Here is a 24,346-nt window from a genome sequence, read left to right as displayed (position 1 = left end):
CTCTGCTCGATACGTCCAAAACCTGTTCTGAACATCTCACGAAATGAGATTGTCCGTCGTTACGATTTAGCCACCTTCAAACGGGTTTATCAGAACGAGATCAAGCCCCTCGAAATCTTTTGTGTTGCGCGTCGCCAGCATCGCGGCATGCGAGAGGCAGATCGCAGCGATCATGGCGTCCTGGACCGATACAGGTCTACCAGCAGCTTCGCGCTTTGCACGGAGATGACCTGCTAAAACAGCGGCGGTGTGATCGAACGGAAGAACCCGGCCATTATACGCCACTATCAAGTTATTGAGTCTCTGGCTGTAGCGGTCGGAGCCGTTCTTCAACCGATAGCGTTCTGCACCGTAAGCCTGCTCCATCAACACGATGTCGCAGAGCCGCAGCTCGTCATCGGGCTGGCGCATCATCCAAATTGTGACTGCCTCGCTTGGCGCCGGTTTTCGAATTTCCGAGATGACATTAGTGTCTAGAACGATCACTCCTCGTTCTCGGCAGGAAGGCCGAAGTCCTTTTTGCGCTCCGCCTCTATCTCTTCCATCATATCAGCAAATTCGTCGGTCTCATCGACAAGGATTGGCCGCAGGACATCCCACGCGGAACGAGCGGGCTTATCGGATGGCTGCACCGACGACAGCATTGCCTTTCCCAATAGACCCTTGGCCTCGTCGGATACGCTTGTGCCATTTCTTTCAGCGCGAGCGGCAATATCGCGTTCCATAGTCTCCGAAATATTGCGTATCAATAGATTACCCATAGGCGCCTCCCTGATATCTCCTGTATCATAGGTGACGCTGCCAAGACTTTCAATCTGGGCTTCAGCCGGCCTTGGTCTTGGCGGCCTTGGTGAACTTCTTGATGACCATTTCGCGCTTCAGCCGCGAGATGTGGTCGATGAAGAGGACGCCGTTCAGGTGGTCGATCTCATGTTGCAGGCAGGTGGCAAGTAGGCCGTCGGCCTTAACGGTCTGCTTGACGCCTTCGACATCGAAATACGCGACCGTCACCTCTGCCGGGCGCTCGACTTCGGCGTAGTAGTCGGGGATGGAGAGACAGCCCTCCTCATAGACCGACCGCTCTTCCGACAACGCGACAATCTCGGGGTTAATGAACACCAGCGGCGTCTTCTCCTCTCCCTCGCGCGAAAGGTCGATGACCAGCATGCGCCGGTCGACACCCATTTGCACGGCAGCGAGGCCAATGCCCGGCGCGTCGTACATCGTGTCCAGCATATCGGTTGCCAGCCGCTTGGTCTCGGCGTCGAAGCGTTCGAAAGGCTTCGAGACTACGCGCAGCAGCGGATCGGGGAGAATGATAAGAGGCTTGATCGTCATAAAGTCTCCCATAGCCCATCTTTGTTTGGGAGGGAATTATGAACATGGCCGCAAAACGGGTTTTTTGCGGCCATATTTGATGGCCGCTCAGGCCGCGCGACGTTTCTCGCCCTGGATGTTGCCATTGCGGATATCGGCTTGCGTCTTGAAGCCGCTGAGAAGGGCGACCAGAGTATTCGCCTCATTGCGCAGGTGCCGTGTCTCGGCGGAGGTGCGTTCGACCATCGCTGCGTTCTGCTGGGTTATCGTATCCATGTTGCGCACGGCCGCACTGACCTCGGCGACGCCGATTGCCTGATCCTTGGCAGCAGCGGCAATGTCACCGACAAACTTGTTGACGCCGTCGATCCGGCTGATCATGTCCGCAAGGGCGAGGCCGGTGCTGGACACGATGGTGACGCCGGCGTGGACCTGGGTCGAGCTCTGCGAGATCAGGTCCTTGATCTCCTTGGCGGCACTGGCCGAGCGCTGCGCCAGCTGCCGTACCTCCTGCGCCACAACGGCAAAGCCCTTTCCGGCATCGCCGGCCCGGGCTGCCTCAACGCCGGCGTTGAGCGCCAGAAGGTTGGTCTGGAAGGCGATCTCGTCGATGACGCCGATGATCTTCGAGATTTCGGTGGAGGATTTCTCGATCTCAGCCATGGCGGCAACGGCGCTGTTGACGAGATCGCCAGAGCTTTTCGCCTGCTGCTGGGTTTCGCCTACGGCAACGGAGGCCCTGGCCGCATTGGATGCCGTCTGGCCGACGCTGACAGCCAGCTGCTGCAGCGCGGCAGAACTCTGCTCGACGCCGGCGGCCTGCTGCGCCGTGCGCATGGAAAGGTCATCCGTCGCCTTCGACATAAGGTCCGTACCGCTCAACACCCCTTCGGACGTGGCGCGAACACCACCGATGGAATGGCGGAGCGCCGCTACCGCGTTGTTGTAGTCGCTGGCCATCTTCTGAAAGGCACCCGGAAGGTTCTCCGGCAATACCGCCTCGAAGTCGCCCTTGGACAGAGATTCGAGGCCACGGCTCAAATGCTCCATGGCCATGCGCTGATCGGCCTCCGCTCGGGTTCGATCCTGCTCCAGGACCTGGCGTTTCTCGTCCAGTTCGGCGAGGTAAACGGAGATCGCGTAGTCGATATCGAGGAAAGTCGCCTTGACGACGGCCGCCAGCTTGTTCGACAGGCCTGGGGCGTGGCGTTTGCCGAAGCGCGATGGCCAATGCTTCTCCATGATGCCATGCATCAGTTCCGTCAGCACCAGGGCGTAGCCGCCGATGTACCAGCTTGGCTCGAGGCCGATGCGCGCATGGGTCTTGCCGACAGCAGTCACGCCGGCCACGTAGTTGGCATCGAATTGTCCATTCGACAGATGTCCCCAGTGGCTTTCCTGGCGCGCCTTGGCGCCGTCCATGTGGGCTTTGTCTCGGAAGAAATGGGAAATTGCGGGTGTCCGGCCCATCTTCGCATAGAGCTTGTCGAGCGCGCCGCCGAGGAGCTCCGAAAGCGTCGGGCGCATTTCGCGCAGGGTCTCGCGGGTGGCGTCGTCAATCTCGATGAAGTCCAGGCGTTGTCTGAGGGTGGATGTGTCGGGCGCAGCTTTCATCTTGATCTCGGTCTGAATGAGGCTTCCGCACGCCAAGCGTGCAGGTAAAGGCAATCTGCCAGACTTGACCGATTTGCATTGACCATCCGTTAACTTTGTTACCCAGATTTCGCCCGGTATAGACAGTTTAAATTGTTCACGTTTTGATCTGGCTTTTAGCCGCACTGGCGTTATAGTCCGGCGATCTTCAACTATCGCCAGGATGCCATGACGATCTCCCTTTTTGGTTCCGACTTCCAGACGGTGCAGTTGCTGTACGGCGCGGTCGGCCTGCTCGTTCTTGTCATCGTCATCCTGCTGGTCCGCAGTGCCGGGAGAAGGCAGAGCGACGACGAGATGGATTTTCGCGCAGCTGAGGCGGAGCAGCGGATGGCGGAGATGCTGCGGCTTCAGGCCGAGATGCGGGGCCGTCTGGCGACGATGACCGAGGTGTTCGGCAGTCGCCAGGCGGAGTTCAACCACGCCGTCAACCAGCGTCTCGACGGGATGTCGCACCGGGTGACCAGCACGCTCAACGAACAGACGAAATCGACGCATGAAAACTTGCAGAAACTGCAGGAACGGCTCGGGGTCATCGATGCCGCACAGACCAATATCCAGTCGCTTGCAAAGGATGTCGTCGGGCTGCAGGCGATCCTGTCCAACAAGCAGACGCGCGGCGCCTTCGGCCAGGCACGGATGGAGACCATCGTTGCCGACGGCCTGCCGTTCGGCGCCTATGCCTTCCAGCACACGCTGTCGAACGGGTCGCGGCCCGATTGCATCATCCATATGCCAAACGGACTGCCGCCCCTGGTGGTCGATGCAAAATTCCCGCTGGAAGCCTGGAACGCCATCCGCGCGGCCTCCAGCCCGGAAATGGTACGCATCGCCGGCCAACAGTTTCGCCGCGACATGGAAGTCCACATCCGCGATATCTCCGAGAAATATCTGATCAAGGGTGAGACCCAGGACACTGCCTTTCTGTTCGTACCATCGGAGTCGATCTTTGCCGAAATTCACGAAAAGTTCGAGACTATCATCCAGAAGGCGCACCGCGCGCAGATCGTCATCGTCTCCCCGTCCCTGCTGATGCTGTCGATCCAGGTGATCCAGTCTGTCCTGAAGGACCAGCGGATGCGCGAGCAGGCACATCTCATCCAAGGAGAAGTGGCGCTGCTGATGGCCGATCTCGGTCGTCTCGATGAGCGGGTCACCAAACTCCAGGGACATTTCTCCGCTGCCCAGAAGGATGTCGAGATGATCGCCACGTCCTCCTCGAAGCTTGCGAGGCGCGGTCAGAAGATCGAGGCACTGGACCTGACAGAGCACTCCGAGGCGGTACGCGAGCCGGCAGAACCATCACGCAGCGTCGAAAGCCGTACTGGACTTCTGAAGCTGAGGGTGGTTGACGAGGACTAAGCGCTTCGGCAGTGTCGCGCCGATATTCCAGCAGAGCAGGCATTCCCATGATCACAGTATTCGGCTCCATCAACATGGACCTCGTTGCCACCACGGACCGGCTGCCGAAGCCGGGGGAAACCGTCGCCGGCAACGGCTTTGCAACGGCTGCCGGCGGCAAGGGTGCAAACCAGGCGCTGGCCGCCCGACGCGCTGGCGCAACGGTGCGCATGGCCGGCGCTGTCGGCACCGATGGTTTTGCCGAGCCTGCGTTGGCGCTGCTGGCAGAAACCGGCACCGATCTCGGCGCGGTAAAGCATGTCGAGGGCCCAACCGGGACGGCACTCATCCTTGTCGGCGGCGACGGTGAAAACGTGATTGTTGTGGTGCCCGCTGCGAATGGTGCCGTCACCGCCGAAGACGCCACTGCTGCGGTGGCCGGACTGAAGGCCGGCGATATTCTCATGTTGCAGCTTGAGGTGCCCGGTAATGCGGTGGAGACGGCGCTTGGCGCTGCCAAGGCCGCCGGCGTCCAGACCATCCTCAATCTCGCGCCGCTGACATCAGATGCCAAACGGCTCGGCCGGATGGCAGACATGGTCATCGCCAACGAAACCGAATTCGAGCTTCTGGCAGGCCAGGACGGAATGACGGCTGCCGACCGTGAAGCGGCAATGACCCGACTGCATGGGGAAACCGGGCAGACGCTCATCGTTACGCTCGGCGGCGACGGTGTGGTTGCCATAAGAGATGGCGTACTGTCGCGCGCCATGGGCCTCGTTATCGAGCCCATCGACACGGTCGGTGCCGGCGACACATTCTGCGGATATTTCGCCGCGAGCCTCGACCAGGGCCTGGATTTCGAGGCCGCACTCCGTCGCGCCGCCGTCGCCGGCTCCCTCGCATGCCTTTCAGCCGGAGCACAGCCATCGATACCTCTGGCCGAAGCGGTCGCCGCAAGGCTCTGATCGGTGTTTCACGGATAATCTGGTGTGGTTCCGCCCGGAATGTACGGCAAACTTAGCAGTGCTATAAAAGGCGGGAATTGACCGAAATGACAAAGGCCACCGGAACAATCCGGCGGCCTTAAACTCTGTTCCGAACTCTCAGATCCGCGCAAAGCGCTCCGTGAGCAGCGCGAAAAATCCGTCGGCGTCGACCGATCGCATGAACCGGGCGTTTCGCTTGCGGTCTGTCACGTACCACCAGTCGACGACCATCATGCCGATGGTCAGCTCCGAGTTGACCTCGATCTCGACATTGCAGGTGCGTCCGTCGAAAAGCTCTGGCTTCAGCAGGTAGGCAATGACGGTCGGGTCGTGCAGCGGGCCGCCGTCTGAGCCGTATTTCTCGATATCGAAGCGCTCGAAGAATTCCAGCATCTCGGCCATGGCCTTGGCCGGCGCGGTGCCGATGTCGGCGATTTTGCGGACCCTGTCCTTGCGGGTCAGCAGTTGATGGGTGACATCGAGCGGCATGATGACCACCGGTACGCCGGATCGCATGACGATGTCGGCCGCCTCGGGATCGACGAAGATATTGAACTCGGCGGCCGGCGTAATGTTGCCGCCCTCGAAGAAGCCGCCGCCCATCATCACCAGTTCCTGGACGCGACCGACGATTTCCGGCGCCTTGCGGAAGGCGGTGGCGATATTGGTGAGCGGGCCGAGGGTGCAAAGCGTCACCGTGCCAGCGGGCTCGCGCAACAGTGTTTCGATGATGAAGTCGACGCTGTGTTGCGGCTGCAGCGCCATAGTGGGCTCTCCAAGCTCCGGTCCATCGAGCCCCGTCTTGCCGTGCACATGCTCCGCAGTCACCAGCGCCCGGGCAATCGGCCGGTCGCAACCGGCAAAGACCTTGATGTCGCGGCGATCGCAAAGCTCGCAGACGATCCGCGCATTGCGGCTGGTCATGGGCAGCGGCACGTTGCCGGCGACGGTGGTGATACCGAGAATTTCAAGCTCGTCCGGGCTGCCGAACGCCAGCATGATAGCTGCTGCGTCGTCCTGTCCCGGATCCGTATCGATGATGATCTTCCTTGCCAAACGCACGTCCTCTTCCCTGCTGACTGCGGCGTCCCTGCGCCTGTTCCGCCCCTTTTTGACGCCATTCGAACTGCTTTTGTCAAGCAAGTGCTGCAACCGTCGTGGCAGCGAATATCCTGGCGGATTCGATTGCATCCTGCGGCGCGCTTGCGCCGAAAGCAGGCAATGCCCATATTGCGGCCATCCGGATGCTGAGATGCAGGTCCGGCAGGGTCGCTTGACAACCAAGGACTTGTAGAGATGAGCCGTATGACGCCTTTTGCCAGCCCTCTCCTGTTGGGCTTCGACACCATGGAGAAGACGCTCGAGCGGATTTCCAAGATCAGCGATGGATACCCGCCCTATAATATCGAGCGAATGCGGGCCGAACCGGCTACCGGCGAGCCGGAGCGATTGCGCATCACGCTTGCGGTTGCCGGCTTCACCGAGGACGAACTCGAAGTGACGACAGAAGAAAACCAGCTGATCATTCGCGGCCGGCAGATCGAGCAAGAGGCACGTGACTATCTCTACCGGGGCATCGCTGCCCGGCAGTTTCAGCGCGTCTTTGTATTGGCCGAAGGAATGCATGTCCTTGGTGCGGCATTGAAAAACGGTCTGCTTTCGGTCGATCTTATCAGACCGGAACCGCCGCGTGGGGTGAAGAAAATTAACATTTCGGTCCCAGAGTAAGGCAACGGCGAATCCGAGCCGTTGGTCCCCCACGCTGGAGGAACGGGAAATGTTACTCAAAGAAGCCACCGCACGCCTCACCGAAAACGAACTCGTATCGCTCGGCAGCGGCGAAGTCGCCTATGTCCGCAAGATCCGCCAGGAGGACGTATCCCGCTGCTTCCCGGAAGCTCCGGACATTGATCCTACAGTTGATCTATGGGCCCTTTTCGGCGCCGACGGCACCCCCATCCTGTTGACCGACAACCGTTCCAGCACGTTTTACAAGGCTGCAGAAGACGAGTTGAAGACGGTCAGCCTGCACTGACTTTGCAGCAGGCCCAGGCGGCAAGTGCCAACGGGCCTCTTCCCCTCAACGCAAAATTTGAATGTCGTTCGCCAAATCCGACGTGCTCTTAAAGCGGCGCGGCGGTCATAGCGGGACCGGCGGATCTCCTGCTGCAGGTATTCTGCTACCGGGAGTCAAACACCGCTCGTGCCGCCTTGACGTTATTCGCGTTGTGCCCGACCCAGTCGACCAAGCCTTGGAGGGCTGGCAGCAAGCTCTGGCCCATGGGGGTCAGCTCATATTCCACCCGTGGCGGCACTTCCGCGAAAATCTCCCGGATAGCCAGACCGTCCCGCTCCAAGTTGCGGAGCGTGAGTGCCAACATTCTCTCGGAAATAGTGGGTATCGATCTATTAAGCTCCGAGAACCGGGCCCGCTCACCCGGCAGCATGGAGAGCGCAAGCATCACGAAAATACTCCACTTGTCTCCGACCTTTGTTAGCAGCTCACGGAAGGCGATCGGGTCTTCGTGGCCGCACAGGAGCCCGGGCGCCAGCTGCTTTTTCGCGATGATCTTTCCCATACTTACTTTCCTGTTCGTAGCAGCGGTGAACGTGCGTTCTTGTGGAGAAACAGCTATCGACGTACAATTTACTTACGAAAAGTTAGCTTAGCACCGAAGGGAAGACAACCAATCTGTGGTCGTCTGGATCAGAGGTAGTACAGCTTTTTCGAACGTATAAATCCAGAAGACAGGACGTCATCATGCTCGACCACATCATCCTGACCGTCAGAGACATCAAGACTTCGCTGGCGTTTTATGAAGCCGTATTGGAGCCGCTGAACATCAGATTTTTCGTGCCCTACAAAGGTGAAAACGGCCACCCTGATCTCTGGGGTTTTGGCGACGGTCAAAGCGCTATTTTCTGGCTGAAGCAAGGGACACCCAATCCTGACGCTATTCACTGGGGTTTCAAAGCGGTCAGCAACGCCCTCGTGGATAGATTTTATGAAGTGGCCATCGCCGCCGGCGCGCGCGACAATATCTCTCCACGGGCGCGGCTTGAGTATTATCCCGGTTATTACGCCGCCGATGTCATCGATCCTGATGGCTATTCGTTCGAAGTTGTCCACAAGAGTTGATCCCGCCACTGCGGCATGCGGTTGTGCGTCCGGTCCCAGGTGCCGAATTTGCTTGCGCTGCTGGGAGTTGCAGATTGTCGGCATGAAAGTTTCAGGAGGTAATCAAACCCGCATGAACGTCAGATAGGCCGAGGATCGGCCTTCGCGTTTGGCTTTGGCTTCGTAGCGCGTGCCGGGCCAACCGTCATAGGGGGTGAGCCAGTCGGCGGCGTTTTTCGCTGTCCATTCGAAGCCGCCATGGGCGTGGCAGTGCTGAAGCGTCCAGTTGATGTAGGTGTCGATGTCGGAGGCGAAGCAGAATGTTGCGCCGGGCTTCAGGACGAGGTGGAAGCGGGCGAGATTGACCGCCGAGACGAAGCGGCGCTTCCAGTGGCGCGTTTTCGGCCACGGATCCGGATAGAGCAGGTCGATGTGGTCGAGACAGGCGTCCGGCAGCCAATCGAGCAACTGCGTGGCATCGTCGTTGTAGACGCGGATGTTCTGCACACCGGCTTCCTCGACATGGGCAAGCAGCTTCTGCATGGAATTGACGAAGGGCTCGACACCGATGAAACCGGTCGTCGGGTTTTCCTTTGCCCGGTGAATCAGGTGCTCGCCGCCGCCAAAGCCGATCTCCAGCCTCAGTCTGTCGACCGGAACCGGAAACAGCGTCTGGAGAGAAGCAGGCGCAGGCGTGTCGAGGTCGACCATGAAGGCGGGCAGCAGGGTTTCCAGCCGCCCGGCCTGCTGGCCGCGCAGAGGCTTGCCCTTGCGCCGACCGTAGAAGGCTTCCGTTGCCCGCGATCGGCGCTCGGTATCGTTCATGACATTCAGGCCTTGATGGCTTCCTTGAGTGGCTTGACGAGGTCGAGCTTTTCCCAGGAGAAGGAGCCGTCGCGACCGGCCTTGCGGCCAAAGTGGCCATAGGCAGAGGTCTTGGCATAGATCGGCTTGTTGAGGTCCAGATGGCGGCGGATGCCGGTCGGCGACAGGTCCATCACCTTGCGGATGGCAGCTTCGACCTGGTCCTCGGTGTACTTGCCGGTCTGGTGCAGATCGACATAGATCGACAGCGGCTGGGCAATGCCGATCGCGTAGGCGATCTGGATGGTGCAACGGTCGGAGAGACCGGCCGCAACGACGTTCTTGGCGAGATAACGGGCCGCATAGGCAGCCGAGCGGTCGACCTTGGTGGTGTCCTTGCCGGAGAAGGCGCCGCCGCCGTGCGGAGCAGCACCGCCGTAGGTGTCGACAATGATCTTGCGGCCTGTTAGGCCGGCGTCGCCGTCGGGACCGCCGATGACGAACTTGCCGGTCGGATTGATGTACCAGGCACAGTCGGCAGCAACGGGCAGGTCGCCGAATGCTTCCATGATGTAGGGCTCGACGACCGAGCGGACCTTCGCGGAATCCCAGCTTTCGTCGAGATGCTGGGTCGACAGAACGATCGAGGTGACTTCGGCCGGCTTGCCGTCGACGTAGCGGACGGTGACCTGGCTCTTGGCATCCGGGCCGAGCTTGCCGGCTTCGCCTTCATGCTTCTTGCGGGCTGTGGCAAGCAACTGCAGGATCAAGTGCGAATAGTAGATCGGTGCCGGCATCAGGTCCGGCGTTTCGCGGCAGGCGTAACCGAACATGATGCCCTGGTCGCCAGCGCCTTCGTCGCCCTGCTTGTCGGATGCGTTGTCGACGCCTTGCGCGATGTCGGCCGACTGCGAGTGCAGCAGCACGTCGATCTTCGCCGTCTTCCAGTGAAAGCCTTCCTGCTCGTAGCCAATGTCCTTGATCGCCTTGCGGGCGGCTGTCTTGAACTTGGCCGGATTGATAACGTCCTTGCCGTCCTTGTCCTTCTTCATCAGGCTCGGCGGCAGGCGGACCTCGCCGGCGATAACGACCCGGTTGGTGGTCGCCAGGGTTTCGCAGGCAATGCGAACGCTCCAGGGATCGATGCCGGTCTTAGCCGCTTCACGGTAGACCAGATCGACGATTTCGTCGGAGATGCGATCACAGACCTTGTCCGGGTGACCTTCGGCAACAGATTCACTGGTGAAGAGGTAGTTGGCACGCATGCGGGAATTCCCCTCAAAGAATAAAGCTGGGTCTGTGTTAGTCAGTTCAAAGCCGAATGACAAGGCACAGAAGGACATGGATATATCTTTATATCCCACTTTCCGGTTAAGATTTTTGCGCCAAACATGCAAAAGGCGGCCAAAATGACCGCCTTTGCGTCTTCATATGTAGCCGGTGGTTACTCGGCGTCGGCTTCGGCAGCCAGTGCCTTAACCAGTTCGACGACCTTGCGGCGGACCTTTGCATCCGAAATCTTGACGAAAGCACGATTGAGCTGAAGGCCTTCCGAGGATGACAGGAAGTCGACCACGTAGTTGGAGCTCGAGGCTTCAGCCATGCCGCTAGCCGACGTCGAGTGATCTCCGGGTGCGTCTTCGAAGAAGAACGAGACCGGCACGTTGAGGATGCTGGAAATGTTCTGAAGACGACTGGCGCCAACGCGGTTGGTGCCCTTTTCGTATTTCTGGATTTGCTGGAACGTGATGCCAAGGCTTTCACCAAGTTTTTCCTGGCTCATGCCCAGCATGGTACGACGTAGACGGATCCGGCTACCGACGTGGATGTCGATTGGATTCGGCTTCTTTTTATTTTCGATCATTATAATGCCCTAACTAGCTCTGGTTGAATCGGCTTCTTCGCCCCCACTTCCCCCGACCATGCTTATATAACGCCACGTTGCAGAGCCATATTCGCTTGATCGCCATCTTACGTAAAGACTGGCGTCGTGGACCACTATGCCTTTTTAGGGGTTTTAGGTCAATTCAGGGCTGAAATAAAACCCATGCGTGAAATCACCGCAATCAGACCCATGCACGCAAGTGCCAACCAGAAGTACAGAACCCGCAGTTTTTCGCCTATTTTGGTTTGGTCTACGCTACCCAAGGTGGCGTCGACGAATCCCTGCTGGCCGAGATCAAGACCCGCGACGAGCCGTCCATGAGAATCGACCAGGGCAGAAATTCCGCTGTTGGCGCTGCGGATGAGCGGCAGGCCATACTCTACGGCGCGGACACGGGCCTGCTGAAAATGCTGATAGGGTCCGGGTGTGTCACCGAACCAGCCGTCATTGGTGACATTGACGATGGCGTCGGCCTTGGCGATATCGGGCGTCATCTCTTCAGGAAAGATGATTTCGTAGCAGAGCAGCGGGTAGAGCCGGATGCTTGATGGCAGGCTCAGCAGCGGGCGGCGAGCGGCAGCTGAAAAACCACCCGGCATTTGGACGATGTTGGCGATGCCGAAATTCTGGAGGATGCTCTCGAAAGGCACATATTCGCCGAACGGCACCAGGTGCACCTTGTCCGCAGCGCCGATGATCTGCCCGCGGCCATCGATTACGTAGATCGAATTGTAGTAGCGCGGCGGCGTCCCCGGCCCCATGTCCTCGGCCCGCACGGCGCCGGTGATGAGGATCTGGTCGTCGGAGAGCACGTCCGCAATGCGGGTCAGGGCGTCCCGGTTGTCGGTCAGGAGAAAGGGAAGTGCCGTTTCCGGCCAGACGATGATGTCCGGCCGCTTGCCACCATCCTTCGGTGCCGCCGCTGACAACGCCAGATGCTTCTCAAATATCGCGTTGCGATCGCCGTCACTGTCCTGCTTTGCCTCCTGGTCGATATCGGGCTGGATGACGCGCACGACCGGCGCCTTGGCATCGGCCCGGAAGGCAGGCTCCGGCAGGTGTAGTGCGTAGTAGCCGTAGCCGAGATGGGCAGCAAACAGGATGACGGCGAGCGTGATGCCTGGGATGGCGCCGTTGCGGGTGCCCAACAGCGCCGGTGCGGCAAAGACGAAAACGGACAGCACCGTCACCCCCAGCATGCCGATCAGGTGGGCCGACTGCATCATCAGCGGCGTCGGCATCATGCCATAGCCGATGGCATTCCAGGGAAAGCCGGTAAAGACGAAACTGCGTAGCCATTCGATAAGGCCGAATGCAAAAGCCAGTGCCGCGATTCGTCCCAGACCGTCGGACCAGACAAGCCTCGCCAGCGCGGAAGCGAGCCCGTAGAATATCGCGAGAAACGCCGGCAGCCCGAGAATTGCCAAGGGCAAGGCCCAGGCGAACTGCTCGGCGTCGATCATCAGCGCATGGCCGAGCCACCAAAGGCCGGCGACAAAATAGCCGAAACCGAACAGCCAGCCGGTAACGAAAGCTGGCCACAGACGGCGGAGGATACCGCTGCCTGGAGAGGCAGCCGCGCCGTCAAGCAGCCAGACAAGCAGCGTGAAAGAGACGAACATTGCGGCAAAGAAGCCGAAGGGTGGGAGCGCCAAAACGCCGATAGCGCCGGCACCGATGGCAAGCAGGGCACGCCTGAAACCCCAGACCAGGATGACCCTGTCCGCAAGCCATTCCATGCACGCTCTCCCTTGAAACACCACGAATCAAACCCGTTGCGCAGTGTTTCAAAAAAGGCGCGGTTTGTCCCTTAAAGGCTTGGAGCAGCAGCCCTAGCCTGCTGCGTTGCGATTGACGGCACCGCCATCGGACGGCCCGTCGACAGCCGGATGGTCCTTGTCATTACCGGATGCCTCCACTTCACCCTTGACGGGGCGACGGCGGACCGGATGGCGCTTCCGGGTGATGCGGACGCGCTTGATGCGACGCGGATCAGCTTCGAGGATCTGGAACTCGAACCCGGGAAGCCCCTGGACAAGCTCACCACGCACCGGAATGCGACCGAGCGCCGAGAAGATAAGGCCACCCAGCGTATCGACGTCGTCCACTTCCTCGCTGACATCGAAGTCTGAGCCGATAGCCCGGGCGATGTCCTCGAGTTCAACGCGGGCATCGGCGACGAAAACGTCTTCCGAGACCTGCTTGAACATGACCTCTTCGTCGTCGTGCTCGTCGTCGATATCGCCAACGACCATCTCGACGATATCCTCATGCGAGGCGAGACCGTCTGTTCCACCATATTCGTCGATGACCAATGCCATCTGGGTGCGGTTGACCTGCATGCGCCGAAGCAGGTCGGAAGCCAGCATCGACGGCGGCACGAACAGGATCTTCCTGATGATACCGGCTTCGGCAACGGTCTTGCGAAGATCGACGCGGGCGAGATCGAAGTTTGGCTTGGCGGAACGCGGTGCCTTTTCGGCCTTCTCAGCAGCAACAGCGGCGACCTGCGGATCGATTGCCGCAGCCTTGGCGCCGACCCGGCGCTTGTTGCGCGCCTGCTTGGCAACATAGGAAAGCAGGTCGCGGATATGCACCATGCCACGCGGATCGTCGAGCGTATCGCAATAGACGGGCATACGCGAACGTCCGCTTTCCTCGAACAGGATCATCAGTTCACCGATGGTCAGGCTCTGATCGACCGCCTCGATATCGGCGCGTGGCACCATGACGTCGGCCACACGCACCTCCCGGAAGCGCAGGATATTGTGCAGCATCGCCCGTTCGTCGGCCGAAAAACCGTCATCGTCGGTGCCGTTCACCATCAGGGCGTCGGTGAGATCCTCGCGCAGGCGCGAGCCCTGTGCCGGACGCAGCACACGCGCCGCACGGCTCCAGAAGGTGGATTGGGATTTGTGTCCCGCCCTGCCGTTGCTACTCGCCGCCTCGTCGGAGGATGCGTCCTGCTCTTTGGCGTCAGTGGCCGGTTTTGCTGTAAAGTCGCTCATGGTTCCAATCAGATCGGGTCTTGACCCGCATAGGGATCTGCTAGGCCAAGTCTCGCCAAAATGCGAGTCTCAAGACCTTCCATCAGTTCGGCGTCTTCATCATTCATATGGTCGTAGCCGAACAGATGCAACAATCCATGCACCATCAGATGAGTGAGATGCTCGTCCACGCCCTTGTCGAGATCGACCGCCTCGCGCTCCACCGTCTCGCGGGCGATGATGATATCGCCCAGCATGGGACCAGGCATGCCGCCGGGAGCAAGGGGAAAAGCCGGAAACGACAGGACATTGGTGGGCTTGTCCTGCTGTCTCCATTCGTAGTTGATGGCGCGTATCGAGGCATCGTCGGTGAAAACCAGCGAAAGTTCGGGGTCCATCGATGGAAAAGGCTGATGAACCTCCGTCTGCAGAAAGTCTGCGGCATCGCCAAGCACGCGCTCGGCCATTGCCTGAAGGGTTTCCTCGGAGGGCCAGCGGCCCTCCTCGATGCTGATCTGTATATCCAGTCTGGTCATGGCTTCATGCCGGCATCAGCTCTGCCGATCGGCCTCTTCGGTCTCGGGCGTCGCGTACATCGTATCGTAGGCGCGTACGATGCGGCCAACGAGCGGATGTCGGACGATGTCGGTATCCTTGAAGCGGATGACCGAAATGCCCTCGACACCGGTCAACAACTGCAACGCTTCGACCAGCCCGGATTTGACGCCGCGCGGCAGATCGATCTGGCTCGGATCGCCGGTGACGATCATCCGCGAGTTTTCGCCAAGACGGGTGAGGAACATCTTCATCTGCATTGAGGTCGTATTCTGCGCCTCGTCGAGGATGACGGCGGAGTTGGCCAGCGTACGGCCGCGCATGAAGGCGAGCGGCGCGATTTCGATGACGCCGGCGATAATGGCCCGCTCGACCTTGTCGCCCGGCATCATGTCGTAAAGCGCGTCATAGAGCGGCCGCAGATAGGGATCGACCTTCTCTTTCATATCGCCAGGCAGGAAGCCCAGCCGTTCGCCAGCTTCCACAGCCGGGCGCGACAGGATGATCTTTTCGACCGCGCCGCGTTCCAGCAGTTGGCAGGCCTGCGCCACGGCAAGATAGGTCTTGCCGGTACCGGCCGGGCCGCAGCCGAAGACCAGTTCCGAGCGCTCGAGTGCACGGAGATAGGCATCCTGCGTCGGCGTGCGCGCGACGATGGTCTTCTTGCGGGTCGAAACCTGGGCCATGGTCAGCTTGGCCTTGCGCTCCATGGTCGGCAGGATCAGCTGGTCATCGGCCGCCAGCGCCATGCGGATGGCGCCCTCGACGTCGGATGGCTCGACACTGCCGCCTTTCTGCAATTTTTCGTAGAGGTAATCCAGGGTGCGCCGGGCCTGGTTGGTGGCCAGCACATCGCCGGTGATGACGACGGAGTTGCCGCGAGCACGGACGTTGATCTTCAGCCGCTCCTCGAGCAGCTTCAGGTTCTGTTCGAACTGACCGAACAGCTCGCTGGCGAACCTGTTGTTTTCGAAAGTCAGAACGAAGTGATTGGCGTCGGTCGCGGCAGGGGACTGGCGCGGAGTAGAGGAAACCAATTCTTGTGCGTTCAAGCGGTCAAGCTCCTTTGCCAATCTCGGACCTACACCTGCTCTGCAAAGAGACTGTTGGTGCTTGTCCCGGTGATTCGTACATTGATAATGTCACCGATTTGCGATGCCTTTGCATCAACATTCACGGATTGCAGCCACGGAGAGCGACCTATCAACTGTCCAGGCATGCGACCGGGCTTTTCGAGCAACACATCGACCACGCGGCCGACGCAGGCTTCGGCAAATTCCTGCTGCTGGCGCGTGAGAAGCGCCTGCAACCGTTCCAGCCGTTCAGCCTTGATCTCTTCGGGCACCTGATCCTTCAAGTCCGCGCCGGGGGTACCGGGACGCGTCGAATATTTGAATGAGTAAGCCTGTGCATAGCGCACGGCCTTGACGAGGGTGAGCGTATCCTCAAAATCCTCATCTGTCTCCCCCGGAAAGCCGACGATGAAATCTCCGGACAGCGCGATATCCGGGCGCACGGCCCGGATGCGCTCGACCAGCGCCAGATAGTCGGCCGCAGTGTGGCGGCGGTTCATCGCTTTTAGGATGCGGTTGGAACCGGCCTGCACCGGCAGATGCAGATAGGGCATCAGCATACGCAGGTCGCGGTGGGCATTGATCAGCCTGTCGTCCATGTCGCGCGGATGGCTTGTGGTATAGCGCAGCCGCGCCAGACCCGGAATGTCGGCAAGCCGATACAGCAGGTCGCCAAGGCTCCACTCCTCGCCATCCGGTCCCTTGCCGTGCCAGGCGTTGACGTTCTGGCCGAGCAGCGTCACTTCGCGCACGCCGCCGGCGACCAGCTTCTCCGCCTCGTCGACGATCTGCGACACTGGCCGGGAAACCTCTGAACCGCGTGTGTAAGGCACGACACAGAATGTGCAGAACTTGTCGCAGCCTTCCTGCACCGTGAGGAACGCCGTGACGCCGCGGGCGCGGATTTTCGCGCTTTCGGCCATAGGCAGATGCAGGAATTTGTCCTCGATGGCATATTCCGTATCGACGACGCGCTCTCCGCCCTTGGCGCGGCGCAACGCGTCCGGCAGGCGGTGGTAGGTCTGCGGACCGATGACGACATCGACGGCCGGCGCCCGGCGCAGGATTTCTTCGCCTTCGGCCTGGGCGACGCAGCCGGTGACGCCGATCATCATCTCGCGACCATCTGCGGCCTTGCGCTTTTTCATGTCGCGAAGCCGGCCAAGGGCAGAATAGACCTTTTCGGCCGCCTTCTCGCGGATATGGCAGGTGTTGAGGAGGACGAGGTCGGCCTCTTCCATGTCGTCGGTCGGCTCGTAGCCGTCCTTCGCCAGCGCGTCGCTCATCCGGGTGGAGTCGTAGACGTTCATCTGGCAGCCGTAGGTCTTGATGAAGACCTTGCGGCTGTTGCTGCCATCACGGGTTTCCGGGGCGATCAGAAGGGCGCTGTCCTGGGTCATGGCGGCTATCTAGTGGTTTTTTGACGGTGTGAAAAGACAATCTTGAGTGTCAGGTCTTGTGGCGACCGAGTAGCAGGCCCGAAAGCAGGGCGCGAATACGCTCCGTGACTTCGGCTGCGACCTGCTTACGGTTGCTGTCGGCGCGATAATCGACCGTCTCACCGAAATGCACGTCGACATCGATTGCGCCGCAGGCAAGCACGCCCTTCAGCGACGGCATCATCTCGATGTCTCCCGGCCATGTGGCAACGGGCCGGTGATAGCGCCCCATCGGCATGCCGTGGATGCCTGTATAGGCGACCGCGACCGGCTGGACGTGCACCACGCCTTCGGGTGCGGCCGGAAGAGCCGCCGCCGCCGCCCCGAACAGCGAGGACTTCACCTCCAGCAGGCGGTTGCCGTCCGATGTTGTGCCTTCCGGAAACAGCACGACGATCTCGCCGCCGGCCATGCGCTCGGCAATCTCGTTCACCTGCTCGCCCGTCTTGCGCTTCTGCTCTCGGACGACGAAGACCGTCTTCTGCAACCGCGCGAACAGTCCGAAGATCGGCCAGTCGCGCACCTCGATCTTCGCGATGAAGGCAACATCGGCAACCGCCGACAGCACCAGGATATCCAGCCAGGACGAGTGGTTAGATGCCAGCATCAACGGCCTTCGACGATCCGGCGCGCCGTGAACGCGGATATGCAGCCCGAAGGCATAGCAGACTAGGCGGTGCCAGAGGCGCGGCAGGTAGCGACGCAGCTTCCAGTCAAAATAGAGGCAGATACATTGCAGCGGCAGCAGGAAAACGCTGGCGACCACCACAAGCAGCAGACCGAAGGCAAGGCGAAGCCGGTGGATCAAGGCCGTGCCTCATCAAGTGTATTGGAGTGCGTACCTACCACCGCCTGCCCAATAACACCCTCACCGCAAAGCTGCGGTTTCCGAATGCATAAGCTTCGTCCGGCCCTGTCGTAGACATCAGGCACTCAGTGCTCGTCCTTCTTGATCGGCACGCCATAGAGCTCCAGCCGGTGGCCGACAAGGCGGAAGCCGTGCTCGCGGGCGATACGTTCCTGCAAAGCCTCGATTTCCGGCGAATGGAATTCGACGACGTCGCCGGTCTTCAGGTCGATCAGGTGATCGTGGTGCTCTTCCGGAACCGTCTCATAGCGCGAACGGCCGTCTCGAAAATCGTGGCGGGTGATAATGCCGGCGTCCTCGAACAGCTTCACCGTGCGGTAAACCGTAGAGATGGAGATTTTCGAATCGATCTTCACCGAGCGGCGATGCAGTTCCTCGACATCGGGATGATCCTCGGCATCTGCAATGATTCGAGCGATGACGCGCCGCTGCTCGGTCATGCGCATGCCGCGTTCGGCACAGAGCTCCTCGAGCGATTTGGCAATATCTGTCATCGATGTCGTCTTCTGGCCCGTGGATCCGACCCTAGGGACTAGCGAAGATCGCGGCGCATGACAAGCGCCGTCGATTTTGTACCGGATGCATCCGTGTAATAGGCCTTGCGCTCGCCAACCGTGGCGAAGCCCAGCTTGCGGTAGAGCCCGACTGCCGCAACATTGCCGGCATCGACCTCCAGAAACATGCTTTCACCGCCGCGCCGGTGCGCCTCGCGCATCGCTGCCTGCATCAATCGCCAGCCGAGACCGGCGCGACCGAGCTTCGGTTGCACCGCAACCGTGAGGATCTCCGCCTCGTCGGCGACATGGCGAGCCAGCACGAAACCGCAAAGTGCCGGCTTGCCATTGGTCTGGCGAGCGACAAAGCCGAACACCGGCTCCTGCGACAGCAGGCTGTGGAATTCGCCTGTACCCCAGGCTTTCGGAAAGCGGGCGCTGTGCAGGGCGGATACGTCGGCGCAATCGCGCGAGACCATGGCGACGACTTCGTAGTCCGGCTTGCTTCTGAGGAAAGACGGCAGCATCGGCTATTGCCTCGCGACGGCAAAGCCGAGCTGCGGCTTGGCATCTGGACCACGCAGATAAAGCGGCTTCGGCTTCTCACCGACAAGCATTTTAGCACCGAGCCTTGCAACATCCGAGATCGGAAAGACATTGCCAGCCGCGTCTGCCAGCGTATCCTCCGCCTTGGAGCTCAAAAGCGGCTCGGCCGAGCCGGCCAGCAGGCCATCGAACTCGACGGCCAGCGCTCGAGCATCCTCCACGAGCACCGCCGCAGGCTCCCCGAGAGGCATTCCGTCGCCGCCGAATGTCTGCAGGTAGACTTCCCCCCGCTTGGCGTCCATTGCCACCAGCATCGGCCGGCCCGCAGCCTTCGGGCGATGGGCAGCCGCGATCACCTCGAGTGTCGTGACGCCGACAGCCGGGATGCCGAGCGCAAGGGCAAAGCCACGGGCGGCAGCGACGCCGACCCGAATGCCGGTGAAGGAGCCGGGACCGACAGTCACGGCGATCCGCTCGACTGCATCGAGCTCCAAGCCAGCCTTGTCGAGCACACGATCGACCAGCGCGATGAGATGCTCGGCATGTCCCTTGCCGATGGTTTCGGTAATTTCGGAGAGCACGCGGTCGCCGTCGCTGTCATAGACGGCGGCGGCGCAATCGATGCCTGCGGTATCCAGCGCCAGTACGATCATTTTAGACGTTTCCGGAAATCCCGATCAGACCGCTTCGACTTCCAGCACTTCGGGCACAAAATGGCGGAGGAGGTTCTGGACGCCGTGCTTCAGCGTGGCGGTGGACGAAGGGCAGCCTGCGCAGGAGCCTTTCATGTTGAGAAAGACAGTGCCATCCCGGAAGCCGCGGAAAGTAATGTCGCCGCCATCCTGGGCGACGGCCGGACGGACACGGGTCTCCAGCAGTTCCTTGATCGTCAAAACGATGGACTCATCGCCCTCGGCGAAGAATTCGCCATCGGCATCCGTGACTTCCGACAGTGCCGAGGACGTGCCCATAACAGGCTTGCCGGACATGAAATGCTCCATGATCGACCCGAGGATGGCTGGCTTCAGATGCTGCCATTCCTGATCGTCCTTGGAGACGCTGATGAAATCATAGCCGAAATAGACGCCGGTGACTCCGGGCACGGTGAACAGGCGGGCAGCAAGTGGCGAAACCTGCGCGTCGGCGGCGCTGCGGAACTCGGCCGTGCCATTTTCCATGACAACCTTGCCAGGCAGGAATTTCAGCGTTGAGGGGTTCGGCGTGGACTCGGTCTGAATGAACATCGTCATCTCCATGACGGCGGCATAAGCCTGTCCGTCGTTTAGAACTCTTCAAAAGAAAATAGGCCTTTTCGGCGAACCAATCAAGACCGCCACACTCAACAAATCGGCAACTGGATCAGCAGAGAGCGTCGATTTCCTCGTTTGTCAGAGAATCCGGCAGCACCGTGACCGGGATCGGGAAGGCTGCGGAGCGACCGGCAACGGACGATACCAGCGGTCCCGGACCTTCCTTGTTCGATCCCGCTGCCAGAACAAGAATGGCGACGTCGCGGTCCTCGTCGATCACTGCATTCAGCTGTTCCGCAACATCGCCCTCGCGGATGACCGTTTCGGGCTCGATGCCGATGGTCTCCCGCACAAGCTGGGCAGCTTTGGCGACAACGGCCTCGGCCTCCTCACGCGCTTCTGCGCGCATGATCTCCTCGACCCCCAGCCATTGCTGGAAATCACCATCGGGAATGACGTAAAGCAGCAGCAGACCGCCATTGGAATTCTTCGCTCGCCGGCCGGCATAGTGCACGGCACGCTGGCATTCCGGAGTGCCGTCGATCACCGCCATGAACTTGCGGCGATGGCCTTCTAGCCGTGAAAGTCGCTGTGATACCATGCCCTGACTCTGACACGTGATGGCCGATTTTTGCAAGCCCCTGTCTTCTCCTTCTCCCCAGCAGGGAGAAGGAGATTGGACACGTGACCTAGGAGATGAAGCCGACGATATCGCGGACCTGCTGCATGGTGACTTCGGCCCGGGCCCGGGCCCTTGCTCCGCCATTGCGCAGCACGGCATCGATATGACCGGGGTCGGCCATCAGCCGGCGCATTTCCCCGGTGATAGGCGCCAGGGTAGCAACCGCGACATCGACCAGCGCCGGCTTGAAAACCGAGAACTGCTGGCCGCCGAATTCGGCGAGGACCTCCGCCTTGGTCTTGTCGGCAAGTGCTGCGTAGATGCCGACGAGATTGTCGGCTTCCGGGCGGCCGGCAAGACCGGCGATCTCGCTCGGCAAGCCATCCGGATCGGTCTTCGCCTTGCGGATCTTCTTGGAGATCGTTTCCTCGTCGTCCATCAGGTTGATACGCGACAGGTCCGACGGATCCGACTTCGACATCTTCTTGGAGCCATCCTTCAGCGACATGACACGCGGCGCAGGGCCGTCGATCAGCGGTTCCACGAGCGGGAAGAAGGCATGCACCGGCTGTTCGCCAACAACGATATCAAGCCCGGTGCCAGCGCGCCTGATGTGCTCGGCATAGTCGATGTTGAACTTCATGGCGATGTCGCGGGCAAGCTCCAGATGCTGCTTCTGGTCATCGCCGACGGGCACATGCGTTCCTCGATAGACAAGAATGTCGGCCGCCATCAGGCTCGGATAGGCGTAGAGCCCGAGCGACGCGTTTTCACGATCCTTGCCGGCCTTGTCCTTGAACTGCGTCATGCGGTTCATCCAGCCGATGCGGGCAACGCAATTGAAGATCCAGGCGAGTTCGGCATGCTGCGGCACGGACGACTGGGCGAAGACGATATGCTTTTCGGGGTCGATGCCGGCAGCGAGAAAAGCTGCGGTAATCGAGCGGATCTGGCCGGGCATGTCGTCGTGGACGAGTTGCGCAGTCAATGCATGCATGTCGACGACGCAGTAGATGCAGTCGTTATTGTCCTGCAGCGCTACGAATTTCTTGATGGCGCCGAGATAATTACCGAGATGCAGGTTGCCGGTCGGCTGGACGCCGGAAAATACGAGTTTCTTGAATTCGGTCATGTCGTCCTCAATAGGCTTGTGGAAGGCCCCAGGGCTTTTCCGCCCATGTTGCAACATCGCGGCTTATGCACGGCGATAACCTGCCGAGCAAGAGGGATCTCAGGCAGAATGCTCGATCAGATCCCAGCGATTGCCATAGGGATCGGCAAACACCGCGACCGTGCCGTAGATTTCCCGACGCGGCGCCTCCAGGAAGGTGACGCCCTTGTCCAGCATGGTGGCGTGATCGCGGTCGAAATCATCGGTCTTCAGGAAAAAGCCGACACGGCCGCCGGTTTGGTTGCCGATTGCCGCACGCTGATTTTCGCCCTCCGCCCTCGCCAGCAACAACGCCGCCCCATCCGTCCCGGGAGGCTGCACCACGACCCAGCGCTTGCCATCGGCCTGGACGTCATCCTGAAGGCAATCAAAGCCAAGCGTCCCGCAATAGAAAACCTTGGCTGCATCGTAGTCGTTGACGACGAGGGTGACGAGAAAGACGGATCGGTCGGACATGTCGGGCTCCTTATTGTCTGGACGATGGTGTCGCGGGTCACTTAGGGCGAACGTCCATCGTCGAGTTAGGCAGGGGGTCGTCGGCATATCGACGGCCACCACACTTTACGGGCCTTATCGACGGAACTAAAGGAAGCATATGCCGAACATTCAAATCGATCGCGTCCATATTTCGGATGCTGAAGACCTCATCGATGCAAACAGGAAGAGCAGAGCTTTTCATGCGCCCTGGATTGCTCCATTCACGGATATGGATGGCTTCGACGCGTGGTACGCCAGAACGGTAATCGGACCCAACCTCGGCTTCGTCGCACGCGAGCGAGCAAGCGGTTCCATTGTCGGCGTGGTGAATATCAGCGAGATGGTCTGGGGCGCGTTCCGAAGCGGATACCTCAGCTACTACGGCGTTTCTGGACTATCGCGGAAGGGCTTTATGACCGAGGCGGTCGATAGCGTCTGCAAACACGCTTTCGCGGAAATTGGTTTGCATCGGCTGGAAGCAAACATCCAGCCGGATAATGTTGCGTCACTGGCCCTGGTGCGGCGAGCCGGATTTCAGCGCGAAGGCTTTTCCGAAAAATACCTCAAGATCGCCGGCGAATGGCGCGACCATGAGCGGTGGGCGAGGCTATCCAGCTAGAGGCGCCGCACCATGCAGTGCGGCGCCCCGAGTTTGCCTTAACCAGCAGACACGCCGTCGAGGGCCTTCAAGACATCTTCGGTAAGCTGAAGGTCGGCGGCAGCCAGATTTTCCTTGAGATGGCCGACGGACGACGTGCCTGGAATGAGCAGGATGTTGGGAGAGCGGCGGAGGAGCCAGGCAAGAGCAACCTGCATCGGCGTGGCGCCAAGGCTGGCAGCGACGCTATCGAGAGCCGAGGATTGCAGCGGGCTGAAACCGCCAAGCGGAAAGAACGGCACATAAGCGATGCCGTCGCGGGCGAGATCGTCGATCAGCGCATCGTCGCTGCGGTGGGCGAGATTGTACATGTTCTGGATGCAGACAATGTCTGCGATACGCCGGCCTTCGGCAATCTGCGTCGGGGTGGCATTGCTGAGCCCGATATGGCGTACAAGACCCTGACGCTGCAGATCGGCCAGAACGGTCATGGGCGCCTCGAGCGAGCCTTCGGCCGGCCCGTGGGCACTGAACATCAGACGCAGGTTGACGACATCGAGCACATCGAGGCCGAGGTTGCGCAGATTGTCGTGCACGGCCTCAGTCAACTCGGCGGCAGAGAAGGCCGGGTTCCACGATGCGTCCGGACCACGCTTGGCACCGATCTTGGTGACAATGACCAGATCGTCGGCATAGGGGTGAAGCGCCTCGCGGATCAATTGGTTGGTGATATGCGGACCGTAGAAGTCGCTGGTGTCGATGTGATCGACCCCGGCCTCGACAGCGGCGCGCAGTACGGCGATGGCGGCGTCGCGGTCCTTGGGTGGCCCGAACACGCCAGGTCCGGCAAGCTGCATGGCACCGTATCCCATGCGTTTGACGCTGCGACTGCCGAGGGTGAATGTGTCTGGCTGATGGGTAGCGTGCATGGCTTTCTCCTGTGAAGCAGGAGGTAGAATAGGGCCCAAGGCTCGATCTGGAAATGACCGCAGTCCGCACAGGCTGTGCGGTATCGTGCACAATGACAGCGCCCTCCTCCATGGCCTGATGGACTACCGAGCGCTGCACGAGAGCGGAAAACATCAGCGTATATGCAGGCTCACCCAATAGAGCATCAGCATGCTAAGCAGTGTCAGAGAGGCCTGTTTAAAACGTCTTA

Annotated in this window: 29 protein-coding genes; 6 read left to right on the top strand and 23 right to left on the bottom strand. The window is 60.3% G+C overall.

All coding sequences use genetic code 11. The annotated features are described in order from the left end of the window. Positions 1–66 precede the first annotated feature (66 nt). The 4 genes from PR017_RS00300 to PR017_RS00285 all read right to left on the bottom strand — a co-directional run bounded on the left by PR017_RS00300 (position 67) and on the right by PR017_RS00285 (position 2,931). Positions 67–486: a type II toxin-antitoxin system VapC family toxin gene (locus tag PR017_RS00300; RefSeq protein ID WP_111216498.1), complete on the bottom strand. Its 420-nt coding sequence runs from the start codon at positions 484–486 to the stop codon at positions 67–69. Further along, a complete protein-coding gene (locus PR017_RS00295) occupies positions 483–725 on the bottom strand; it encodes a plasmid stabilization protein (RefSeq protein ID WP_240538826.1) in 243 nt (80 codons plus the stop codon). Before PR017_RS00295 ends, PR017_RS00300 begins: the two co-directional genes overlap by 4 nt. 97 nt (positions 726–822) lie before the next feature. Next, positions 823–1,338 carry a peptide deformylase gene (def, locus tag PR017_RS00290; protein WP_111216494.1) on the bottom strand — a complete coding sequence of 172 codons (516 nt, stop codon included), beginning with the start codon at positions 1,336–1,338 and terminating at the stop codon, positions 823–825. 87 nt (positions 1,339–1,425) lie between these two features. Beyond that, on the bottom strand, positions 1,426–2,931 hold the full coding sequence (locus PR017_RS00285; RefSeq protein WP_111216492.1) for a globin-coupled sensor protein: 1,506 nt from the start codon (positions 2,929–2,931) through the stop codon (positions 1,426–1,428). A 207-nt stretch (positions 2,932–3,138) separates the two neighbouring features. Between PR017_RS00285 and PR017_RS00280 the strand changes: the two genes are divergently transcribed. After that, complete coding sequence (locus tag PR017_RS00280; RefSeq protein ID WP_111216490.1) at positions 3,139–4,332, top strand: DNA recombination protein RmuC; 1,194 nt, start codon at positions 3,139–3,141, stop codon at positions 4,330–4,332. A 47-nt stretch (positions 4,333–4,379) separates the two neighbouring features. Further along, on the top strand, positions 4,380–5,279 hold the full coding sequence (locus tag PR017_RS00275; protein WP_111216488.1) for a ribokinase: 900 nt from the start codon (positions 4,380–4,382) through the stop codon (positions 5,277–5,279). A 138-nt stretch (positions 5,280–5,417) separates the two neighbouring features. On the opposite strand, the gene PR017_RS00270 is transcribed toward PR017_RS00275, so the two are convergent. Next, positions 5,418–6,362, bottom strand: coding sequence for a nucleoside hydrolase (locus PR017_RS00270; protein WP_111216486.1), 945 nt, complete (start codon positions 6,360–6,362; stop codon positions 5,418–5,420). A 234-nt stretch (positions 6,363–6,596) separates the two neighbouring features. Here PR017_RS00270 and PR017_RS00265 point away from each other — a divergent pair, with 234 nt between their 5' ends. Further along, positions 6,597–7,028, top strand: coding sequence for an Hsp20 family protein (locus PR017_RS00265; protein ID WP_111216485.1), 432 nt, complete (start codon positions 6,597–6,599; stop codon positions 7,026–7,028). A 49-nt stretch (positions 7,029–7,077) separates the two neighbouring features. Continuing rightward, positions 7,078–7,335 carry a BQ00720 family protein gene (locus PR017_RS00260; RefSeq protein WP_111216483.1) on the top strand — a complete coding sequence of 86 codons (258 nt, stop codon included), beginning with the start codon at positions 7,078–7,080 and terminating at the stop codon, positions 7,333–7,335. 145 nt (positions 7,336–7,480) lie between these two features. On the opposite strand, the gene PR017_RS00255 is transcribed toward PR017_RS00260, so the two are convergent. Continuing rightward, the gene (locus PR017_RS00255) at positions 7,481–7,879 is read right to left on the bottom strand and encodes a winged helix-turn-helix transcriptional regulator (protein WP_111216481.1); all 399 of its coding nucleotides are present in this window, start codon (positions 7,877–7,879) and stop codon (positions 7,481–7,483) included. A gap of 182 nt (positions 7,880–8,061) precedes the next feature. Here PR017_RS00255 and PR017_RS00250 point away from each other — a divergent pair, with 182 nt between their 5' ends. Then, complete coding sequence (locus PR017_RS00250) at positions 8,062–8,439, top strand: VOC family protein (protein ID WP_111216479.1); 378 nt, start codon at positions 8,062–8,064, stop codon at positions 8,437–8,439. 102 nt (positions 8,440–8,541) lie between these two features. Here the strand turns inward: PR017_RS00250 and trmB are convergent, their stop codons facing one another. The 16 genes from trmB to PR017_RS00170 form a co-directional block, all read right to left on the bottom strand. Beyond that, positions 8,542–9,243 (bottom strand): tRNA (guanine(46)-N(7))-methyltransferase TrmB, encoded by a 702-nt coding sequence (gene trmB, locus PR017_RS00245; protein ID WP_111216477.1) that lies wholly within the window; start codon positions 9,241–9,243, stop codon positions 8,542–8,544. Between the two features lie 5 nt (positions 9,244–9,248). Continuing rightward, positions 9,249–10,487 (bottom strand): methionine adenosyltransferase, encoded by a 1,239-nt coding sequence (gene metK / locus PR017_RS00240; protein ID WP_111216475.1) that lies wholly within the window; start codon positions 10,485–10,487, stop codon positions 9,249–9,251. Positions 10,488–10,666: 179 nt separating this feature from the next. Beyond that, on the bottom strand, positions 10,667–11,086 hold the full coding sequence (locus PR017_RS00235; protein WP_111216473.1) for a helix-turn-helix domain-containing protein: 420 nt from the start codon (positions 11,084–11,086) through the stop codon (positions 10,667–10,669). Positions 11,087–11,244: 158 nt separating this feature from the next. After that, the gene (gene lnt, locus PR017_RS00230; RefSeq protein ID WP_111216472.1) at positions 11,245–12,846 is read right to left on the bottom strand and encodes an apolipoprotein N-acyltransferase; all 1,602 of its coding nucleotides are present in this window, start codon (positions 12,844–12,846) and stop codon (positions 11,245–11,247) included. A 93-nt stretch (positions 12,847–12,939) separates the two neighbouring features. After that, the gene (locus tag PR017_RS00225; protein WP_111216470.1) at positions 12,940–14,115 is read right to left on the bottom strand and encodes a hemolysin family protein; all 1,176 of its coding nucleotides are present in this window, start codon (positions 14,113–14,115) and stop codon (positions 12,940–12,942) included. 8 nt (positions 14,116–14,123) lie between these two features. Continuing rightward, on the bottom strand, positions 14,124–14,630 hold the full coding sequence (gene ybeY, locus PR017_RS00220) for an rRNA maturation RNase YbeY (protein ID WP_111216468.1): 507 nt from the start codon (positions 14,628–14,630) through the stop codon (positions 14,124–14,126). Positions 14,631–14,645: 15 nt separating this feature from the next. Then, positions 14,646–15,701 carry a PhoH family protein gene (locus PR017_RS00215; RefSeq protein WP_111216466.1) on the bottom strand — a complete coding sequence of 352 codons (1,056 nt, stop codon included), beginning with the start codon at positions 15,699–15,701 and terminating at the stop codon, positions 14,646–14,648. A gap of 29 nt (positions 15,702–15,730) precedes the next feature. After that, positions 15,731–17,122 (bottom strand): tRNA (N6-isopentenyl adenosine(37)-C2)-methylthiotransferase MiaB, encoded by a 1,392-nt coding sequence (miaB, locus tag PR017_RS00210; RefSeq protein ID WP_111216464.1) that lies wholly within the window; start codon positions 17,120–17,122, stop codon positions 15,731–15,733. 49 nt (positions 17,123–17,171) lie between these two features. Then, on the bottom strand, positions 17,172–17,969 hold the full coding sequence (gene olsA, locus PR017_RS00205; protein ID WP_111216462.1) for a lyso-ornithine lipid O-acyltransferase: 798 nt from the start codon (positions 17,967–17,969) through the stop codon (positions 17,172–17,174). Positions 17,970–18,094: 125 nt separating this feature from the next. After that, positions 18,095–18,523, bottom strand: coding sequence for a Fur family transcriptional regulator (locus PR017_RS00200; protein WP_111216460.1), 429 nt, complete (start codon positions 18,521–18,523; stop codon positions 18,095–18,097). A gap of 38 nt (positions 18,524–18,561) precedes the next feature. Next, positions 18,562–19,050 carry a GNAT family N-acetyltransferase gene (locus PR017_RS00195; RefSeq protein WP_111216458.1) on the bottom strand — a complete coding sequence of 163 codons (489 nt, stop codon included), beginning with the start codon at positions 19,048–19,050 and terminating at the stop codon, positions 18,562–18,564. Between the two features lie 3 nt (positions 19,051–19,053). Next, positions 19,054–19,722, bottom strand: coding sequence for a tRNA (adenosine(37)-N6)-threonylcarbamoyltransferase complex dimerization subunit type 1 TsaB (gene tsaB / locus PR017_RS00190; protein WP_111216457.1), 669 nt, complete (start codon positions 19,720–19,722; stop codon positions 19,054–19,056). A 24-nt stretch (positions 19,723–19,746) separates the two neighbouring features. Continuing rightward, on the bottom strand, positions 19,747–20,313 hold the full coding sequence (locus PR017_RS00185) for a NifU family protein (RefSeq protein ID WP_111216957.1): 567 nt from the start codon (positions 20,311–20,313) through the stop codon (positions 19,747–19,749). Between the two features lie 115 nt (positions 20,314–20,428). After that, complete coding sequence (locus PR017_RS00180; RefSeq protein WP_111216455.1) at positions 20,429–20,920, bottom strand: universal stress protein; 492 nt, start codon at positions 20,918–20,920, stop codon at positions 20,429–20,431. An 88-nt stretch (positions 20,921–21,008) separates the two neighbouring features. Further along, positions 21,009–22,073 (bottom strand): tryptophan--tRNA ligase, encoded by a 1,065-nt coding sequence (gene trpS, locus PR017_RS00175; protein ID WP_111216452.1) that lies wholly within the window; start codon positions 22,071–22,073, stop codon positions 21,009–21,011. 99 nt (positions 22,074–22,172) lie between these two features. Next, positions 22,173–22,568, bottom strand: a complete 396-nt coding sequence (locus PR017_RS00170) for a VOC family protein (RefSeq protein WP_111216451.1) — start codon at positions 22,566–22,568, stop codon at positions 22,173–22,175. Between the two features lie 139 nt (positions 22,569–22,707). Between PR017_RS00170 and PR017_RS00165 the strand changes: the two genes are divergently transcribed. Beyond that, positions 22,708–23,208, top strand: coding sequence for a GNAT family N-acetyltransferase (locus PR017_RS00165; protein ID WP_111216449.1), 501 nt, complete (start codon positions 22,708–22,710; stop codon positions 23,206–23,208). A gap of 38 nt (positions 23,209–23,246) precedes the next feature. Here PR017_RS00165 and PR017_RS00160 read toward each other — a convergent pair whose 3' ends face one another. Next, on the bottom strand, positions 23,247–24,116 hold the full coding sequence (locus PR017_RS00160) for an aldo/keto reductase family oxidoreductase (RefSeq protein ID WP_111216447.1): 870 nt from the start codon (positions 24,114–24,116) through the stop codon (positions 23,247–23,249). Positions 24,117–24,346: the final 230 nt, after the last annotated feature.

The organism is Rhizobium tumorigenes, assembly GCF_003240565.2.
Taxonomy (GTDB): Bacteria; Pseudomonadota; Alphaproteobacteria; order Rhizobiales; family Rhizobiaceae; genus Rhizobium; species Rhizobium tumorigenes.
This window is presented reverse-complemented; position numbering and strand designations above follow the sequence as displayed.

What these genes read in the sequence shown, in the direction of transcription:
- PR017_RS00295 (WP_240538826.1), bottom strand. Translation starts at nt 725, where the DNA reads ATGGAACGCGATATTGCCGCTCGCGCTGAAAGAAATGGCACAAGCGTA.
- def (WP_111216494.1), bottom strand. Translation starts at nt 1,338, where the DNA reads ATGACGATCAAGCCTCTTATCATTCTCCCCGATCCGCTGCTGCGCGTA.
- PR017_RS00285 (WP_111216492.1), bottom strand. Translation starts at nt 2,931, where the DNA reads ATGAAAGCTGCGCCCGACACATCCACCCTCAGACAACGCCTGGACTTC.
- PR017_RS00280 (WP_111216490.1), top strand. Translation starts at nt 3,139, where the DNA reads ATGACGATCTCCCTTTTTGGTTCCGACTTCCAGACGGTGCAGTTGCTG.
- PR017_RS00275 (WP_111216488.1), top strand. Translation starts at nt 4,380, where the DNA reads ATGATCACAGTATTCGGCTCCATCAACATGGACCTCGTTGCCACCACG.
- PR017_RS00265 (WP_111216485.1), top strand. Translation starts at nt 6,597, where the DNA reads ATGAGCCGTATGACGCCTTTTGCCAGCCCTCTCCTGTTGGGCTTCGAC.
- PR017_RS00260 (WP_111216483.1), top strand. Translation starts at nt 7,078, where the DNA reads ATGTTACTCAAAGAAGCCACCGCACGCCTCACCGAAAACGAACTCGTA.
- PR017_RS00255 (WP_111216481.1), bottom strand. Translation starts at nt 7,879, where the DNA reads ATGGGAAAGATCATCGCGAAAAAGCAGCTGGCGCCCGGGCTCCTGTGC.
- PR017_RS00250 (WP_111216479.1), top strand. Translation starts at nt 8,062, where the DNA reads ATGCTCGACCACATCATCCTGACCGTCAGAGACATCAAGACTTCGCTG.
- trmB (WP_111216477.1), bottom strand. Translation starts at nt 9,243, where the DNA reads ATGAACGATACCGAGCGCCGATCGCGGGCAACGGAAGCCTTCTACGGT.
- metK (WP_111216475.1), bottom strand. Translation starts at nt 10,487, where the DNA reads ATGCGTGCCAACTACCTCTTCACCAGTGAATCTGTTGCCGAAGGTCAC.
- PR017_RS00235 (WP_111216473.1), bottom strand. Translation starts at nt 11,086, where the DNA reads ATGATCGAAAATAAAAAGAAGCCGAATCCAATCGACATCCACGTCGGT.
- lnt (WP_111216472.1), bottom strand. Translation starts at nt 12,846, where the DNA reads ATGGAATGGCTTGCGGACAGGGTCATCCTGGTCTGGGGTTTCAGGCGT.
- PR017_RS00225 (WP_111216470.1), bottom strand. Translation starts at nt 14,115, where the DNA reads ATGAGCGACTTTACAGCAAAACCGGCCACTGACGCCAAAGAGCAGGAC.
- ybeY (WP_111216468.1), bottom strand. Translation starts at nt 14,630, where the DNA reads ATGACCAGACTGGATATACAGATCAGCATCGAGGAGGGCCGCTGGCCC.
- miaB (WP_111216464.1), bottom strand. Translation starts at nt 17,122, where the DNA reads ATGACCCAGGACAGCGCCCTTCTGATCGCCCCGGAAACCCGTGATGGC.
- PR017_RS00200 (WP_111216460.1), bottom strand. Translation starts at nt 18,523, where the DNA reads ATGACAGATATTGCCAAATCGCTCGAGGAGCTCTGTGCCGAACGCGGC.
- PR017_RS00195 (WP_111216458.1), bottom strand. Translation starts at nt 19,050, where the DNA reads ATGCTGCCGTCTTTCCTCAGAAGCAAGCCGGACTACGAAGTCGTCGCC.
- tsaB (WP_111216457.1), bottom strand. Translation starts at nt 19,722, where the DNA reads ATGATCGTACTGGCGCTGGATACCGCAGGCATCGATTGCGCCGCCGCC.
- PR017_RS00185 (WP_111216957.1), bottom strand. Translation starts at nt 20,313, where the DNA reads ATGTTCATTCAGACCGAGTCCACGCCGAACCCCTCAACGCTGAAATTC.
- PR017_RS00180 (WP_111216455.1), bottom strand. Translation starts at nt 20,920, where the DNA reads ATGGTATCACAGCGACTTTCACGGCTAGAAGGCCATCGCCGCAAGTTC.
- trpS (WP_111216452.1), bottom strand. Translation starts at nt 22,073, where the DNA reads ATGACCGAATTCAAGAAACTCGTATTTTCCGGCGTCCAGCCGACCGGC.
- PR017_RS00170 (WP_111216451.1), bottom strand. Translation starts at nt 22,568, where the DNA reads ATGTCCGACCGATCCGTCTTTCTCGTCACCCTCGTCGTCAACGACTAC.
- PR017_RS00165 (WP_111216449.1), top strand. Translation starts at nt 22,708, where the DNA reads ATGCCGAACATTCAAATCGATCGCGTCCATATTTCGGATGCTGAAGAC.
- PR017_RS00160 (WP_111216447.1), bottom strand. Translation starts at nt 24,116, where the DNA reads ATGCACGCTACCCATCAGCCAGACACATTCACCCTCGGCAGTCGCAGC.